Source organism: Buchnera aphidicola (Sipha maydis) (assembly GCF_024029855.1).
GTDB lineage: Bacteria > Pseudomonadota > Gammaproteobacteria > Enterobacterales > Enterobacteriaceae > Buchnera_J > Buchnera_J aphidicola_BI.
In genome coordinates, this window is sequence record NZ_CP097205.1 from 311819 (window position 1) to 328950 (window position 17132).

Consider the following 17132-nt stretch of genomic DNA (forward strand, 5'->3'; position numbering starts at 1 on the left):
TTATCTAAAAATATTATCTATATGAAAATTCCATTAAGTTTATATATTCACATTCCATGGTGTTTAACAAAATGTCCATATTGTGATTTTTATTCAAAATCAACAAAAAAAAAAATACCTGAAAAAAAATATATTACAAATCTTTTACTAGATTTACAAAATGATATTAAATTAATTAACTCAAGAAAAATACGTTCAATTTTTATAGGAGGAGGAACACCTAATTTAATTCATCCAAAATATATTAAATATTTAATACAAGAAATTAAAAAAAAAATTTTCTTTGCTAAAAATATAGAAATTACTTTAGAAGCCAACCCTAAATCAATTCATGAAAATGTTTTTTTTCAATATAAAGAAGCTGGTGTAAATAGATTATCTTTAGGAATTCAAAGTTTTCATGAAACACTTTTAAAAAAAATTCATAGAAAATATTCTTTTATTGAATTAATAAAAACAATTAAATATATTAGAAAAAAAAAATTCACAAACATAAATTTTGATTTAATGTATGGACTTCCACAACAAACAATCCAAGAATCTTTACAAGATCTTTTGTATGCAATTAAATATAATCCATCACATATATCGTGGTATCAATTATCTATTGAAAAAAATACACCGTTTTCAACAAAAAAAATTATTTTACCACATGAAAAAAAAATTTTATTAATGGAGAAGAAAGGAAAAAAAATTTTAAAAAAAAATAAATTCGTACAGTATGAAATATCTTCTTATACAAAAAATAAAAAAAAATGTCAACATAATCTGAACTATTGGAATTTTGGAGATTATTTAGGTATCGGATGTGGAGCGCATGGAAAAATTACTTTAAAAAATAGAAAAATTCTCAGAACAATCAAAAATAAAAATATAAATAAATTTTTAAATGGAGAGTATATACAAAAACAATATATTGTAAAAAAAAAAAATATTGCATTTGAATTTTTTTTAAATAATTTTCGTTTACATGCTCCATGTTTTAAAAAAAAATTTACACAATATACAGGTCTAAAAATCGAGAGTATTAAAAGTAATATCTATAAAGCAATAAAAAAAAAATACATTATAGAAAATAATGATTCTTGGGAAACAACTAATCAAGGAAAATGTTTTCTAAATAATTTATTGCAAATATTTCTCGAATAAAGTTTTTTAAAATTAATTTTTAAAAAACTTTTTTATAAATTATTTCATAAATTTTACTTTTTTTAATATTTGCTTTTTGTTTAAAACGAGTAAAAAAATTATTTTTTTCTAAATAATATGATTGAAAATCTTTGGTAACACATTCGACTCCTGAAATATAATCAAGTATTTTAATAATATTTTTAGCGTATGAAGCAGAATCAGTAACAATATGCAATATTCCTTGAATAATTAATTTTTGTAATAACAAATAAATTATATTAGATTGCAACATTCTTCTTTTATAATGTTTATTTTTTGGCCATGGATCTGGAAAAAATATATTTATTACAGAAAAAGAAATATTTGTTGCATAATTTTTTAAAAAAAAAATAGCATCCAAATGAATAATTTTAATATTATTTAAATTATTTTTATAAATTTTTTTTAAACAAAAACATATCCCAGGAATATACACTTCAATTCCTAAAAATTGAACATCTTTATATAATTTTGCGAAATGAATTAAAGATTCTCCAAAACCAAAACCAATTTCTAAGATCACTGGAACACTCTTTTGAAAAATTTTTTTTACACTATTACAATCTTCTGCAATATTTAAACCAATTAATGGCCAAAGAAATTCTATAATATTTTTTTTTTTCACACTTAATTTTCTATTTCTTAATCGAAAAGTCTTAATCTGAAAAAAATTTTCTTGAAAATTAATATTCATAATATACAATTTAATAAACTAATATTTTAAAAAAAATAAAAATTAAAAATAGATTTTGAAAAAAATATTTTTTTTATCTATTTCTAAATTTTGGTATATGTCATATATTATGAACTATATTTTTAATTTTTCAAGAACTATAATAAATTGGTTTCACTTACATGGAAGAAAAAATCTTCCTTGGCAAAAAAACCAAACTGCATATAAAACATGGATTTCAGAAATCATGTTACAACAAACGCAAGTTCAAGTAGTCATTCCATATTTTAAAAAATTTATTAAAAAAAATCCAAATATTCGAGATTTAACTAAAAATTCCTTAGATGAAATTCTTTTTATGTGGAGCGGACTAGGATTCTATAAACGCGCGAAAAATATTTATTTAACATCACAAATAATTAAAAAAAAATATAATAATCAAATACCATTAAATTATTATGATTTAATTAAATTACCAGGAATAGGAAAATCTACTGCAGGAGCAATTTTATCATTAACCTTTAATTATTTTTTTCCCATACTTGATGGAAACGTTAAAAGAATACTAAAAAGATTTTATCATTTAAAAGAAAAAAATTCTCAATTAGAAAAATCACTATGGAGAAAAATAAACAAATTATTACCCATTCATAATGCACAGAAATTTAATCAAGCTATGATGGATTTAGGAAAATTAATTTGTAAAAAAAATCCCCTATGTCAGAAATGTCCGTTAGAAAAAAAATGTTTATATACTCATGAAAAAAATATACACAAAAAAAATATAAATATAAAAAAAAAAATTAAAAAATGTTTTTTTTTATTAATCAAATATAAAAATTTTATTTATTTAAAAAAACAAAATCATAATATTTGGAAAAATTTATATTATTTTCCTTTATTTTTTAAAAAAAAAGAATTATTAAATTGGATAAAAAAAAAGAAAATCACTAAAAAAAGAAAAAATATAGAAAAATTTTTTCATCATTTTAATAATTATTCATTGTTAATTCAAGCAAAAATTATTAATTTAAGTAAAAAAAATATTAATCAAAAAAAATCAATCTGGTTTAATTTAATAAATCCACAAAAAATTGGAATTCCTTCTCCTGTAATAAAAATTTTTAAAAAAATAACAAAAAAATAAATAAAAAATAGGAAAATAAATATATGAAAAGAAAAATATATTGTTTTTTTTATAAACAAAAAATGCAAGGATTAAATTTTAAACTTTATCCAGGAAAAATAGGCGATAAAATATATCAAAAAATTTCTCAAAAAGCTTGGAATCAATGGATAAAAAAACAAACAATTTTAATCAATGAACAAAAATTAAATATGCTTAATAAAAAAGATCAAAAAATCTTAGAAAAAAAAATGATCCAATTTCTTTTTAAAAACAATACTGTTAAAAAATATCAAAAAAAATAAAATAAGAATTTATTAAGTAGATTTCAATAGTTTTTTTAAATATTTTAAATAAAATAATAATTTATCTAATAAATTCTGATTTTTTATATTATGTAAATATTTTTTTTTCAACAAAAAAATATTTTTTTTATACTTATAAATCTTTTTTTTATTAAAAAAATTTTTTAAATATTTTTTCCAACGCAATCTTTCTATTTGAGTTAAATAATGAGGAAAATTTCGAGCTTTAAAAAAAAAATTTAAATCCGTAAAACGTGAATCATACATTTTCAAACCATGATTAATATTTTTTTTATTGATGTTTTCTCTAATTTTTTTCATTTGTATACGATCAAATAAAGTAAAAAATTTTTCATATAATTTATAATCACTATGTTTAAAATATTTATATTCAAAACGTATTCGTGAAAGTTTCTGAATTATATTTTTATTAAAAAATTTTTTAAAAAAAATAAAATTTTTTAAAAATCGACTTTGATTTAATTTTAATCGTGAAATATCTTTTTCACGTAATACATTTATCGGAATTAAAATAGGTGATTTATTTAAAAAAATTAATCTCATTCCATGAGAAAATAAAACATTTATATTTTTATAAATTTCTTTTTTATTTTCTAAAAAAAAATCAGAATATAATCGATCTAAATCAAATGCAATTAAAATATTTTTATTTTCATAATGTAAAGTTAATGGAAATATACGAGAAAAATTATTATTTTTAGATCCATAATAATGAGAAATATAAATTAATGGCTTTCTATAATTCTTTTCAATAAATTTTAATATTTTTTTTTTTTTTCTCATAAAAAATAAAAAACGAAAAAAATTAAAATTTTTTTTTTTTAATAACTTTAAAACTTCTATCGTAGCATAGACATCAGATAATGCATGATGAGCTTTATCATGAAAAAGATTGTTACTCTTAGAAAAATCTTGTAATTTAAAAGAAACACATTTTTTAACTTTATTCCAAGGCCAAGAAATACCAGAAGGACGTAATGCATAAAAAGCTCTGAGTAAATTGATTACATCCCATCTAGTATTATGGTTTTTCCAACTCCATTCATATGCATCAAAAAAATTTCTATAGAAAATATTTCTCGTTATTTCATCATCAAAAAGAATATTATTAAATCCTAAAATACAAGTGTTAGCTTGAATGAAAATATCATAAATTTTTTTTGAAAAATCAGATTCATTTAATCCACTATTTAATAAAGTATATTGAGGTGTAATAGAAGTAATTAAAATAGATTCTGGATTAGGTAAATAATCTAATGGAGGGTAACAATATAATACAGTTGGATTAGAAATAACATTAAAATTTATATCTGTTCGTAAACAAGCAAATTGCGCTGGTCTATCCTTGACAGGATTAACTCCAAACGTTTCATAATCATAAAATAAAAAACTAAATTTAGAAAAATTTTTCATGAGATATAATTTTTTTGAAGAAAAAACTAATTATATAGTATATAAAATATATATAAAAAAATAGATAATAAAATAAAATTAATTGATATTCTCAATGAATAATATTAATCTAGAAAAATTCGATCAAAAATTTAAAAAAACTCGCTTAAATATAAAATAGACTAAAAAAAATAAAATTTATAATTATGTAATAAAATATTTTAAAATATCTAAAAAAAAATCTAATAAATTAAAAAAATATTTTAATTTAAAAATAATGAAAAATTTATATAATTAAAATAAAAAAATACTCCTCCGACTGGGCTCGAACCAGTGACATACGGATTAACAGTCCGCCGTTCTACCAACTGAACTACAGAGGAAAACTTAATTGTATCATAAATATTTAAAAAATCAATTTTTTCATAAAACAAAAAAATAATTACTAGATTATTCTAAAAAATTCTATTATAATTTTGTTTAAAATATTTTTCATTTTAGAAAAAATTAAGGCCCTTTAGCTCAGCGGTTAGAGCAAGCGACTCATAATCGCTTGGTCGCTGGTTCGAGTCCAGCAAGGGCCAATTTTGTAAAATATCTTTTTTTTTACAAAAATTTTTTAATAAAAATATACAAAATTTAAAAAAGGTTTTTATGAAACAATGGAAAAAAAAATTTATTGAATTTATGATAAAAAAAAAAATTTTAAAGTTTGGAAATTTCACACTAAAATGTAATAGAAAAAGCCCTTATTTTTTTAATATGGCACTTTTTCACACTGGAAAAGATTTATATACTTTAGGAACATTTTATGCTCAAGCATTAGTAAATTTAAATATAAAATTTGACTTATTATTTGGAATAGCTTATAAAGGCATACCTATTGTAATATCTACTGTAATAGCTTTGAAAAAAATTTATAATATAAACATTAAATATTCTTTTAATAGAAAAGAAATTAAAAAATATGGAGAGAAAGGGAATACTGTAGGAAGTAAATTACATGGAAATATTGTCATTATTGATGATATCCTAACCGCTGGAACAGCAATAAAAAATACATTAAAATTTTTACTAAATAAAAAAAAAAAAATATCAAACATATTAGTTGCATTAGATAGACAAGAATTCGGAAATAAAAATTCTTTTGCTAAAAATGATATTGAAAAAAAATACTCATGTAAAATATCTTCAATAATTAATATTGATGATATTACTAATTATTTAAAAAGTAAAAAAATTATGAAAGAAAAATTAAAAATTTTATTAAAATATAGAGAAAAATATATTTTAAATAAAATTAACTAATTCCAGTATGTCCAAAACCTTTTTCACCTCTTTTGCTTTTTTTAGAAAATTTTTTCACAACATGAAATTTTACTTGAGAAATTTTCAAAAAAACCATTTGAGCTATACGTGTTCCTGGATATAAACAATATTTTTTACTACTTCTATTCCATAAAGAAACCATAATCTGTCCTTGATAATCAGAATCAATCAAACCTACAGAATTTCCTAATATAATTCCATTATTATGACCGAGTCCAGAACGAGGAATTAATATTGCAGCTAATGACTTATCTTGAATATATATTGCAAGTCCCGTAGGAATTAAATAAGATTGACCACCTATAATAGTTATTTTTTTATTAATAGAAGCTCTTAAATCTAATCCAGATGATCCGCTAGTAGAATATTTTGGAAGAACAATATCTCTTTTTATCACACAAGAATCTAAAATTTTTATATCAATTTTTTTCATAATTTTTTTCTTTTTAAAATCAATCAAAAAATATTTTTATTTAGAAGAGTTCTAAAACTATAAATTTATCATTATATATTTCTTTTTGAAATAATCGTAAGCTTAACTTCAGTAAAAATTTTTTTATCTGGTTGAAATAAAATTGTATAATCTCCTAAAGAACGGAAAACACCATTTTTTAATTTTATTTCTGATTTTTTTACTTTTATTCCCAATTCATTAAACTTTCTAGCAATATCACGAGAATTAATTGATCCAAATAATTTTCCTTTATCTCCAGATTTTGCAGAAATAATAATATTTTTGATTTTCTCTACTGATTTTATACGTTCTTTTATTAATGATAATTTTTTACGTTGTTTCTCTTCTAAAAATTTTTTTTGAGCTTCAAAATATTTTATATTTTCTGGAATTGCAGGTAAAGCAATATCCTGAGGAAATAAAAAATTTCTTGCAAAACCAGGTTTAACTTGAACAATATCCCCTAATACACCTAAATTTTTAAATTTCTTTAACAATATTATATTCATAAATAATCTTATCTCGATAAATTTAAATAATAAAAATTCTTATTTATGATTATCAGTATATGGGATGAGAGATAAATATCTTGCTCGTTTAATAGCTTTAGATAATTTTCTTTGATACCTTGCTTTTGTTCCAGTAATTCTACTTGGAACAATTTTCCCACTTTCTGTAATATAACCTTTTAACATTAAAAGATCTTTATAATCAACTTGAGTAATACCTTCTGCAGTAAATTTACAAAACTTCCTACGACGGAAATATCGATTCATATATATATTAATTTCCTATGATAAAAAATATAAAATGTAAAAAACTGATTTTTAATCAGAAATCATAATATCATAATTATAAACTTATTTTTTGAATTTCTATAAATTTATTTTTTTAACAACAATATTTTCTTTCATATTCTGAAAATTATTTTTCTCTTTTAATATCGGAGAAATTTCAGAAATCGCTTCTTTAACATTAAAAATTATGTTTCTAATAATAGAATCATCAAATTTAAAAGCTTGTTCAATATTTTTGATATATTTTTGAGATATTTCTATATTCATTAACACATAATGCGCTTTACTCAAATTTTTTATAGGATACGATAATTGTCTTCTCCCCCAATCTTCTAAACGATGTATTTCCCCAGAAAACTTAAATATCAATTTCTTATATTTAGAAATAATTTCATTCGATTTTTCACTTTTATTAGGATGAATCATAAATACAATTTCATAATGACGCATACATAAAATCTCCTTTTATATTATAAATTTCTATAAAAAATTTTTGAGTAAAAAATTTAAAAAAATTAATAATATTTTAACATAAGAAACTCTAAAAAAAAATATACTTTATAAAAAAATTTAAATTAAAAATAAATCAAGAATTTTATTTTTATATCTCATTGATTTTATTTTAACTTTAACACTATCTCCTAAAAAAAATTTTTTTTTAAATCTTTTTCCATTTAAAGTCATATTTTTTCTATTATAATAGTAATAGTCATCTTTTAAGGTAGATACATGTACTAATCCATTCGTAAATAAATCTCTTATTTTAACAAAAAAACCAAATTCTGTAATATGTATAATCACACCATGAAATTCTTTTCCTATTTTTCTTTTAATAAAATCAAACTTCAGTATATCAATAAAAAATTTATAAGCTTTATCAGCTTTCTTTTCAGATTTCGAACAAATTCTAGCAATTTTTTTCATACTTTCTACGTTATATAAAGATTTTCTTTTAGCATTGATGTTATTTGTATTCTTAATATTATTTTTATTTTTTAAAAAATATTTAATACCTCTATGAACCATTAAATCTGGATAACGCCTGATCGGAGAAGTAAAATGCGTATAAAATTTCTCAGATAAACCAAAATGACCAAAATTTTTTTCACTATAAAAAGCTTTTTTTGTAGATTTTAATAATTCTAATTCTATTATTTCTTTATACGGTTTATTTTTCAATTTTTCAAATAATTTTAAATAATCTTCAAATAATGGTTGCTTACCTCCCTTCAATGTTAAATTAAATTTACTTAATAAATTTCTAAAATTTCTAATTTGTATTGATGTTGGGCATTTATGATTTCTAAATAAAGAAATAATATTATTTTTTTTAAGAAATAAAGCAGAAGATTTATTTGCTAAAATCATACATAATTCAACAAAAGTATGCGCTCTATTTCTATTTTTTAGAATAATATTTTTAATTTTTCCAGAATGATGAAAAATAAAATTTGGTTCACTATTATGAAAAAAAATTATTTTTTTCAAATTTTTATTTTTATGCAATATAGAGCTTAAAAAACGAAAATTTTTTAAAGTTTTTTTTATTTTAAAAAATTTTTTAGATAAATTTACGTCATTTTTCCATATTTTTATTACTTCTTCATATGTCAAGCGAGCATGTGATTTTATTACTGCTTCATAATGCATATAATTTAAAAGATTACCTTTATGGGATAAAGTCATTTCGCAAACAATAGATAATCTATCCTTATTTGGTAATAAGGAACATAAATTATTAGATAATTGTTCCGGTAACATAGGTAAAACATTCAAAGGAAAATATATAGAAGTCCCTCTATACAACGCTTCCTTATCTAAATCAGAACCCTTTTCTACAAAAAAACTAACATCGGAAATAGCAACGAAAAGTTTCCATAACGAGGTATTTGGAATTTTATAACAATAAACTGCATCATCAAAATCATAAGCATCTTTTTCATCAATAGTAACAAATGGCAAAGATCTTAAATCTTTTCTAAAAGATTTCTCTTTATTAATTTTTTGTGGCTTAATCACTCTAATTGAATTTACAATTTTTTTTTTCCAAACAGCGCGAATTTGATATTTTTTCATAACTTTTCTGAATATCGCAACAGATTTATTTTTTTCTTTAGATATTTTTATATTAATTATCCTAATTATTTAAAAAAATTAATGTTTATTTTATATAAAATTTTTTAAATTATGATTTATAAAAATTGTCTCATCACGTTCTGGACCAGTAGAAATTAAATCTATTGAAACATGAGTAAATTTTTGAATAAAATTAATATATCTTTTTGCATTTTTAGGAAGTTGATCAAAATTTTTTATGCCTCGTGTTTTTTCTTTCCATCCCTTAAAAATCTTATATATAGGAATAATATTTTTCCAATCTTGCTTATTTAAAGGATAATTATCAAATTTCTGATGAGTAATCTTATTAAAATACTGAATACACACTTTAATTTCTTTTAAGCCATCTAATACATCTAATTTAGTCAAACATAACCCAGATAAAGAATTTATATTAATCATTCTTTTCAAAATAACTAAATCTAACCAACCTGTACGTCTTTTTCTTCCTGTAGTTGCTCCAAATTCTTTTCCAATAAAACTAAAATGATCATTATTTTTATCAGATAATTCAGTAGGGAAAGGACCATTTCCTACACGTGTAGAATAAAATTTTGACACACCAAGAACATAGTCAATATTTTTAATACCTATCCCTGTTCCCGTACATACTCCTCCGATACTACTATTAGAAGAACTAACATAAGGATATGTACCATGATCAATATCTAAAAGAGATCCTTGAGCACCTTCAAAAATAATTTTTGATTTATTTTTCATTTCAGAATTTAATAATGAACTAACATCGCCAATCATATGTTTAATTTGATTAAATTGAAATATTGTTTCAGAAAAAATTTTTTTATAAGAAACTACTTTTTTATGATAAAAATTCAATAATTGAAAATTATAATATTCAACATTCTTTTTTAAAATTTTTTTAAAATAAGATTTATTATATAAATCACTAATACGAATTGCACGTCTTGCAATTTTATCTTCATATGCAGGACCAATTCCTTTATTTGTAGTTCCAATAGAACTCTTTCTATTCTCATCTTCTCTTGCTTGATCTATAGAAATATGATATTTAAAAATTAAAGATAAAGAATTTGATAAAATTAAACGCTTTTGAACAAATATATTTCTTTCTTTTAAATGATTGATTTCCTTTAATAAAGCTTTTAATGAAACAACTACATTATTTCCAAGAATAGCTGTAACATTTTTATGCAAAACGCAAGAAGGAATTAAATGTAAAATAATTTTCTTTTTTTTTACTAATAATGTATGACCAGCATTATTTCCTCCTTGATAACGAACAACAAAATCTGATTTTTTAGATAATAAATCAACAATCTTCCCTTTTCCTTCATCACCCCATTGTATACCAAGTATTACAATATTATTAATCAAAATATATATATCCTTATCCTATGTCATAAAAATAAAAAATTTTTATATAAAAATATCATTTATAAAAAATTATTATCATTTTTATATTCTATTTATTTTCTAAATTACATTTTTAATATTCTTTGAATATTTTTTATCATAAAATTAATAGATATTTCTTCTTTCATACTATTAATCCAAAAACAATTTCTATAACTTTTTAACCAAGTAATTTGTTTTTTCGCTAACTGTTTTGTTGAATGTAAAATTTTAAAAAACATATCATCATATGTAATTTTTCCTAAAATATAATTATAGACATCAATATATCCTAAACATTTCATTCCAGGTACATTACAACCAACGTCGTTATTTAAAAACACTTCTTCTACTTCTTCTTTAAATCCAGAAGACAACATTTTTTTTAATCGAAGTTCAATTCTTTTATGTAAAATATCTTTACTTTCTGGAAAAACAATAAATTTAATTACATTATATGGAAATTCATAATTATTAAATTTAATCAAATCACTCATTTTATTTCCTGAAATAAAATAAATTTCTAACGCTCGTATAATTCTTTGTAAATCATTAGGATGAATTTTATAAGATATTTCAGGATCAATTTGAATCAATTTATCATACAAAGAATATTTTTTTTTACAAGAAAAATCTTTTAAAATTTTTTCTCGAACTAAATCATTTCTAGGAGGAAGTAGAGATAAACCATTGAGTAAAACATTAAAATAAAACATAGTTCCTCCTACTAACAATGGTATTCTATTAGCAGATAATATTTCTTCTATTTCAAAAAGAGCGTCTTTTCTAAAAGATTCAACGCAATAATTTTCTTTAATATTTTTAATATTAATAAGACGATGTGGAGCAACAACTAAATCTTGTAAGCTAGGTTTAGCTATACCTATATTCAATTCTTTATAAATTAAACAAGAATCAACACTAATGAGATCAATAGGTAAAAATTGACTTAATTTTATAGCTAATTTTGTTTTATTTGAAGCAGTCGGGCCAATTAAGAAAATAATATTTTTTTTTTATTAATCATAAATATTACTTTTATAAAATATTTTTATTATTATACAAAAAATATAAAAAAAATAAAAAAAAAATTAAGATTTTTTATAAAAATTTATTAATGCATTTGTTGAAGAATCATAACTATTGCATAAACTATTCATTTTTAATGTAGATAAAATATCTTTTGCAACCTCTTTCCCGAGTTCAACTCCCCATTGATCAAAACTATAAATATTTAATATAACACCTTGAGTAAAAATTTTATGTTCATATAAAGCAATTAAATTACCTAATGTATAAGGAGTAATTTCATCTAATAAAAACGAGTTTGTTGGTTGATTTCCAGGACATTCTTGATAAATTAAAAAATCTGTATTTATTTTTTTTTTATTAATTTGAATATCTTTCTTTTGATTTAATAACTCTTTTAAAGATCTTCCAAAAGCTAAAGCTCTTGTTTGTGCAAAAAAATGAGATAATAATTTAATATGATGATCGCCAATCTGGTTATGTGTTTTTATTGGAATAATAAAATCTGATGGAACTAATTTTGTTCCTTGATGTAATAATTGATAAAAAGAATGTTGTCCATTTGTTCCTGGTTCTCCCCAAATTATTGCTCCTGTTTGCCAAGATACAATATTTTTGTTTCGATCTACTCTTTTTCCATTAGATTCCATATACGCTTGTTGTAAATATCGAGAAAAAACATGCATATATTGATCATATACAAAAATACCTTCTGTTTCCGCACAAAAAAAATTACTATACCATATACTTATTAAACCTAACAAAACTGGAATATTTTTTTCTAAAGGAGTATTTAAAAAATGATTATCCATATCATGTGCTCCTTGTAATAATAAAGAAAAATTTTCATATCCAATAGATAATGCAATTGATAATCCCATAGACGACCATAAAGAATAACGGCCGCCCACCCAATCCCATAAAGGAAAAAAATTTTCTTTATGAATACCAAATTTAATAACTTCTTTTTTATTCATAGATATAGCAAAAAAATGTTTAGAAATATCAGATAACAAAACATTAGGTTGTTGTAAAAAAAGATTTTTAACAGTTTTAGCGTTTGTGATTGTTTCCTCAGTTGTAAAAGTTTTAGAAGAAATTAAAAAAATTGTTGATTCAAAATTAATTTTCTTTAAAACTTCTGTTACATTACTTCCATCAAGATTCGAAATAAAATAAATATTTAAATGATTTTTATATGGAGTTAAAGATTCAATCACCATTTCTGGACCTAAATGCGATCCTCCAATTCCTATATTCACAATACTTTTAATATATTTTCCTGTATATCCTGTCCATTTTTTTTTAATAATTTGAGAAGAAAAATTTTTAATTTTTAAAAGTACTTCATTTATTTTTATAGAAATATTTTCATGTTTAACAAATATTTCTGTTTTATTAAAATTTCTTAAAGCTGTATGCAAAACAGGTTTATTTTCAGTAACATTAATATATTTACCCTGAAATAAAGATCGAATAGATCCTTCTAAATCAAATTCTTTAGCTAAATCTAAAAGATATAAAAGAGTTTTTTCTGTAATTCTATTTTTAGAATAATCTATTAACATAACATTTTTAATATTTAATGAAAATTTTTGAAAACGATAAATATCTTTTTTAAATAAATCTTTTAGATGCATATTTTTCATTTTTAAAAAATGTTTTTTTAGTTTTCTCCAAGATAATGTTAAAGTTGGATCTAAACTTTTCATAAGTATATTTTCCTTTTAAAAAAGAATTTATTTCACCATTATACTAAATATAAATATAAATACATTTTTTATAAAAATTTTTTAAATTATCTATCAATATCCTCTTAAAAATACATTTCATATAAAAAAAATTTTATACTATAATAAATTTTAATTATAATAAATTAACACAAAAAATGACTAAAAAAATAAAAAAAAACTTGATTTGGATAGACTTAGAAATGACAGGATTATATTCTGAAATCCATAAAATATTAGAAATAGCAGTTATAGTTACAGATGGTAATTTAAATATCTTAGAAAATGGAATGGCAATTCCAATATATCAAAATAAACAAGAAATAGAAAAAATGGATCATTGGAATCAAAAAACACACTCTAAAACAGGTTTAATAGAAAAAGTTAAAAAAAGTAAATATAATGAAAAAAAAGCAGAAAAAAAAATACTTTTATTTTTAAAAAAAATAACTATACAAAAAAAATCTCCTTTATGCGGAAATACAGTTTGGAAAGATAGAGAATTTTTAAAAAAATATATGCCAAAACTAGAATCTTATTTTCATTATAGAAACATAGATACGAGTACAATCCAAGAATTATATAAAAGATGGAAAAACAATCAAGCAAAAAAATTTCATAAAAAAAACCAACACTCTGCATTACAAGATATTCAAGAATCAATTGATGAATTAATATTTTATAAAAAAAATTTTTTTAATATTTAAATAAATTTTCTAATGTTTATAAAAAATATCTATAAAGAAAACTTGAAAATATAATCGATGTAATATATATTATTATAAAATTTGTATAAAATTTTTTATATTTAATTTTTTTAAACGCGGGAATAGCTCAGTTGGTAGAGCGTAACCTTGCCAAGGTTAAGGTCACGAGTTCGAAACTCGTTTCTCGCTCATTTCAAAATTAATAAAATAAAATTTTTTATGAATATTAATAAAAAAAGTTCCTTATCAATAAAATTCATAATTTTTTAAATAATAAAAATTACTTAATATTATTAAGTTTTTAAAAATTTTTCAAAATAAAAAAATAATATTTAAATAAAAAAAAATCCTATTTTTATTTAAATAAACAATAAATATTCTATTTAATTTTTAACATCTCAATTTCTTTAAAAGATCTTCATAAAAATAAGATTTATTCCAAAAGTAATTAAAAAAAAATTGTCGTACTTCCTAATCATTTTAAATAAAATTTATCATTCATAAAAAAATTTATCTATCAATGTTATATGTAAATTATTCTTTAAAAAATACATTTTATAAAAACTGTTAAATATAAAATTAATATTAAAAATTTCAAAAAAATAATGATTTCATATATCCACTCAACATAAAAAAACAAAATATTAAAATAATATATCTTTAAATTTCTATAAAAATATTTATATAAAATATTTATATTTTTTAAAATCAAAAAGATCACAAAATGAAAGATAAAAAATGTAAAATACAAGTTATACAAAAAAAAGTTAATTATTATAAAAATCCATTAAAAATATTTAATCATTTTTGTCACGAAAAAAAAAACACTTTATTATTAGAATCCGCTGATATAAGTAATAAGAAAAACCTTAAAAGTATTATAATAATTGATAGTGCAATTAGAATATCATTAAATAAAAATATCGTTTCACTACATGCTTTAACAAAAAATGGTTTATATTTAATTAAATTTATAGAAATTAATATACCTAAAAATTTAAAAAAAAAAAGAAAAAAAAATACTTTAAAGATCATATTTAAAAAAAATATTAAAAAAGATCTTGATGAAGAAAAAAAATTAATACAAACATCTGTTTTCGATGCTTTTCGAATAATAATCGATAATATTATTCATGTAAAAAAATATCCTAAATCAATTTTTTTTGGTGGATTATTTTCTTATGATTTAATTTCTTATTTTGAGAATCTTCCAAAAATAAAAAAAATACAAAAATGTCCTGATTTTTGTTTTTATTTATCTGAAAATATGATTTTTATTAATCATAAAAAAAAAAAAATAATTATACAATCTACAATATTTACAAAAAATACATTAGAAATTAAAAAAATTAAACAAAGAATAAAAGAAATTATTAAAAAAATTAATAACAAAAAATTTAAAAATATTCATTTTAAAAATAACAAAAAAAAAATTCATAAAAATAAAAATGATTTACAATTTTGTAAAATAATTCAAAAATTAAAAAAATTTATTAAACATGGAGATATTTTTCAAATTGTTCCCTCAAGAAAATTTTTTATAGAATGTCCATTTCCTCTCTATTCTTATAAAATACTTAAAAAAAAAAATCCTAGTCCATACATGTTTTTTATGCAAGATAAAAAATTTAAACTATTTGGAGCATCTCCAGAAAGTTTTTTAAAATATGATCCAATCAAAAGAAATATAGAAATTCATCCCATTGCTGGAACACGTCCGCGTGGAAAAAATAAATTTGGAAAAATTAATTATGATTTAGATAATAGAATTGAATTAGAAATGAGAAACAATAAAAAAGAAATGTCTGAACATATTATGTTAGTAGACTTAGCAAGAAATGATTTATCAAGAATTTGTAAAACCGGAACGCGATATGTTAAACAATTAACTAAAGTAGATAAATACTCACATGTTATGCATTTAGTATCCATTGTAAGTGGAAAATTAAAAAAAAAACTAGATATCTTTCATGCATATAGAGCATGTATGAATATGGGAACATTAACAGGTGCCCCAAAAATAAAAGCAATGGAAATAATTTCAAATATTGAAAAAGAAACAAGAGGAAGTTATGGAGGATCAATCGGATATTTTACCGGAACAAAAAAATTAAACACTTGTATAATAATTAGAGCAGCTTATGTAGAAAAAGAAATTGCTACAATACAAACTGGAGCTGGAATAGTAATAGACTCCATTCCTGAAGAAGAATGTAAAGAAACCTGGAACAAAGCATGCGCTGTTATTAAATCCATTATTATATCAAAAAATAAGGTATAAAATGTCTGAAATTTTACTTTTAGATAATTTTGACTCTTTCGTGTATAATTTAGTTGATCAATTAAAAAATAGTTTACATAAAGTAGTCATATATAGAAATAATGTTTCAATAAAAAAAATTATTACAAAAATCTCTCATATGAAAAAACCAATATTAATGCTTTCTCCAGGACCTGGTATACCAGAGAATTCTGGATGTATGATGGAAATAATTTCTATTTTTCATGGAAAAATACCAATTGTTGGAATATGTTTAGGATATCAAGCAATTATAAAATTTTATGGAGGAAAAATTTCCCCTGTAAAAAAAATAATTCATGGAAAATCTTCTCTTATAAAACATGATAGAAAACATATGTTTAAAAATATTCAGAATCCTATTCATGTTGCTCGATATCATTCTTTAATATGCAAGAATATACCTAAAATATTTACTATAAATTCGAAAAAAAATAAAATTGTAATGTCAATCCGAAATAATAATTTAAGAATTTGTGGATTCCAATTTCATCCTGAATCTATCTTGACTACTGAAGGTCAAAAAATCATGGATAATACTATTACATGGTTAAATAAAAAAAATATTAAATAAAATTTTTTATAATAAATTTAAAAATTTATATAAA

17 protein-coding genes and 3 tRNA genes are annotated in these 17132 nt (G+C 20.6%); 9 read left to right on the forward strand and 11 right to left on the reverse strand.

The window, feature by feature from the left end:
- Positions 1 to 15 precede the first annotated feature (15 nt).
- Positions 16 to 1149: a radical SAM family heme chaperone HemW gene (gene hemW / locus M3Y47_RS01490; protein WP_350030244.1), complete on the forward strand. Its 1134-nt coding sequence runs from the start codon at positions 16 to 18 to the stop codon at positions 1147 to 1149.
- Between the two features lie 19 nt (positions 1150 to 1168).
- Here the strand turns inward: hemW and trmB are convergent, their stop codons facing one another.
- Positions 1169 to 1864, reverse strand: a complete 696-nt coding sequence (gene trmB, locus M3Y47_RS01495; protein WP_252839326.1) for a tRNA (guanosine(46)-N7)-methyltransferase TrmB — start codon at positions 1862 to 1864, stop codon at positions 1169 to 1171.
- Positions 1865 to 1973: 109 nt separating this feature from the next.
- Between trmB and M3Y47_RS01500 the strand changes: the two genes are divergently transcribed.
- Complete coding sequence (locus M3Y47_RS01500) at positions 1974 to 2990, forward strand: A/G-specific adenine glycosylase (RefSeq protein ID WP_434475812.1); 1017 nt, start codon at positions 1974 to 1976, stop codon at positions 2988 to 2990.
- Positions 2991 to 3013: 23 nt separating this feature from the next.
- Positions 3014 to 3274 carry an oxidative damage protection protein gene (locus M3Y47_RS01505; protein ID WP_252839327.1) on the forward strand — a complete coding sequence of 87 codons (261 nt, stop codon included), beginning with the start codon at positions 3014 to 3016 and terminating at the stop codon, positions 3272 to 3274.
- 12 nt (positions 3275 to 3286) lie between these two features.
- On the opposite strand, the gene sbcB is transcribed toward M3Y47_RS01505, so the two are convergent.
- Complete coding sequence (sbcB, locus tag M3Y47_RS01510) at positions 3287 to 4708, reverse strand: exodeoxyribonuclease I (protein WP_252839328.1); 1422 nt, start codon at positions 4706 to 4708, stop codon at positions 3287 to 3289.
- Positions 4709 to 4997: 289 nt separating this feature from the next.
- Positions 4998 to 5070 (reverse strand) — tRNA-Asn (locus M3Y47_RS01515).
- Between the two features lie 128 nt (positions 5071 to 5198).
- Between M3Y47_RS01515 and M3Y47_RS01520 the strand changes: the two genes are divergently transcribed.
- Positions 5199 to 5271: transfer RNA gene (locus tag M3Y47_RS01520), tRNA-Ile, on the forward strand.
- A 103-nt stretch (positions 5272 to 5374) separates the two neighbouring features.
- Positions 5375 to 5995: an orotate phosphoribosyltransferase gene (gene pyrE, locus M3Y47_RS01525; protein WP_252839642.1), complete on the forward strand. Its 621-nt coding sequence runs from the start codon at positions 5375 to 5377 to the stop codon at positions 5993 to 5995.
- On the opposite strand, the gene dut is transcribed toward pyrE, so the two are convergent.
- The 8 genes from dut to pgi all read right to left on the reverse strand — a co-directional run bounded on the left by dut (position 5988) and on the right by pgi (position 13500).
- Entirely contained in the window at positions 5988 to 6452 is a 465-nt protein-coding gene (gene dut, locus M3Y47_RS01530; RefSeq protein ID WP_252839643.1) for a dUTP diphosphatase, read from the reverse strand. The genes pyrE and dut overlap by 8 nt on opposite strands.
- A 68-nt stretch (positions 6453 to 6520) precedes the next feature.
- On the reverse strand, positions 6521 to 6979 hold the full coding sequence (gene rplI, locus M3Y47_RS01535; RefSeq protein WP_252839329.1) for a 50S ribosomal protein L9: 459 nt from the start codon (positions 6977 to 6979) through the stop codon (positions 6521 to 6523).
- Positions 6980 to 7018: 39 nt separating this feature from the next.
- The gene (gene rpsR / locus M3Y47_RS01540) at positions 7019 to 7246 is read right to left on the reverse strand and encodes a 30S ribosomal protein S18 (RefSeq protein ID WP_252839330.1); all 228 of its coding nucleotides are present in this window, start codon (positions 7244 to 7246) and stop codon (positions 7019 to 7021) included.
- Positions 7247 to 7345: 99 nt separating this feature from the next.
- Positions 7346 to 7717, reverse strand: coding sequence for a 30S ribosomal protein S6 (gene rpsF, locus M3Y47_RS01545; RefSeq protein WP_252839331.1), 372 nt, complete (start codon positions 7715 to 7717; stop codon positions 7346 to 7348).
- A gap of 120 nt (positions 7718 to 7837) precedes the next feature.
- A complete protein-coding gene (locus M3Y47_RS01550) occupies positions 7838 to 9343 on the reverse strand; it encodes a ribonuclease R family protein (protein ID WP_252839332.1) in 1506 nt (501 codons plus the stop codon).
- Positions 9344 to 9433: 90 nt separating this feature from the next.
- A complete protein-coding gene (locus M3Y47_RS01555) occupies positions 9434 to 10741 on the reverse strand; it encodes an adenylosuccinate synthase (protein ID WP_252839333.1) in 1308 nt (435 codons plus the stop codon).
- Positions 10742 to 10845: 104 nt separating this feature from the next.
- Positions 10846 to 11766, reverse strand: coding sequence for a tRNA (adenosine(37)-N6)-dimethylallyltransferase MiaA (gene miaA / locus M3Y47_RS01560; protein WP_354667627.1), 921 nt, complete (start codon positions 11764 to 11766; stop codon positions 10846 to 10848).
- 84 nt (positions 11767 to 11850) lie between these two features.
- Positions 11851 to 13500: a glucose-6-phosphate isomerase gene (gene pgi, locus M3Y47_RS01565; protein ID WP_252839334.1), complete on the reverse strand. Its 1650-nt coding sequence runs from the start codon at positions 13498 to 13500 to the stop codon at positions 11851 to 11853.
- Between the two features lie 176 nt (positions 13501 to 13676).
- Between pgi and orn the strand changes: the two genes are divergently transcribed.
- The 4 genes from orn (at position 13677) to M3Y47_RS01585 (ending at position 17098) form a co-directional block, all read left to right on the forward strand.
- The gene (gene orn / locus M3Y47_RS01570; RefSeq protein WP_252839335.1) at positions 13677 to 14225 is read left to right on the forward strand and encodes an oligoribonuclease; all 549 of its coding nucleotides are present in this window, start codon (positions 13677 to 13679) and stop codon (positions 14223 to 14225) included.
- Between the two features lie 116 nt (positions 14226 to 14341).
- A tRNA-Gly gene (locus tag M3Y47_RS01575) sits at positions 14342 to 14414 on the forward strand.
- A 535-nt stretch (positions 14415 to 14949) separates the two neighbouring features.
- Positions 14950 to 16506, forward strand: coding sequence for an anthranilate synthase component 1 (locus M3Y47_RS01580; RefSeq protein ID WP_252839336.1), 1557 nt, complete (start codon positions 14950 to 14952; stop codon positions 16504 to 16506).
- Between the two features lies 1 nt (position 16507).
- The gene (locus M3Y47_RS01585) at positions 16508 to 17098 is read left to right on the forward strand and encodes an aminodeoxychorismate/anthranilate synthase component II (RefSeq protein ID WP_252839337.1); all 591 of its coding nucleotides are present in this window, start codon (positions 16508 to 16510) and stop codon (positions 17096 to 17098) included.
- Positions 17099 to 17132: the final 34 nt, after the last annotated feature.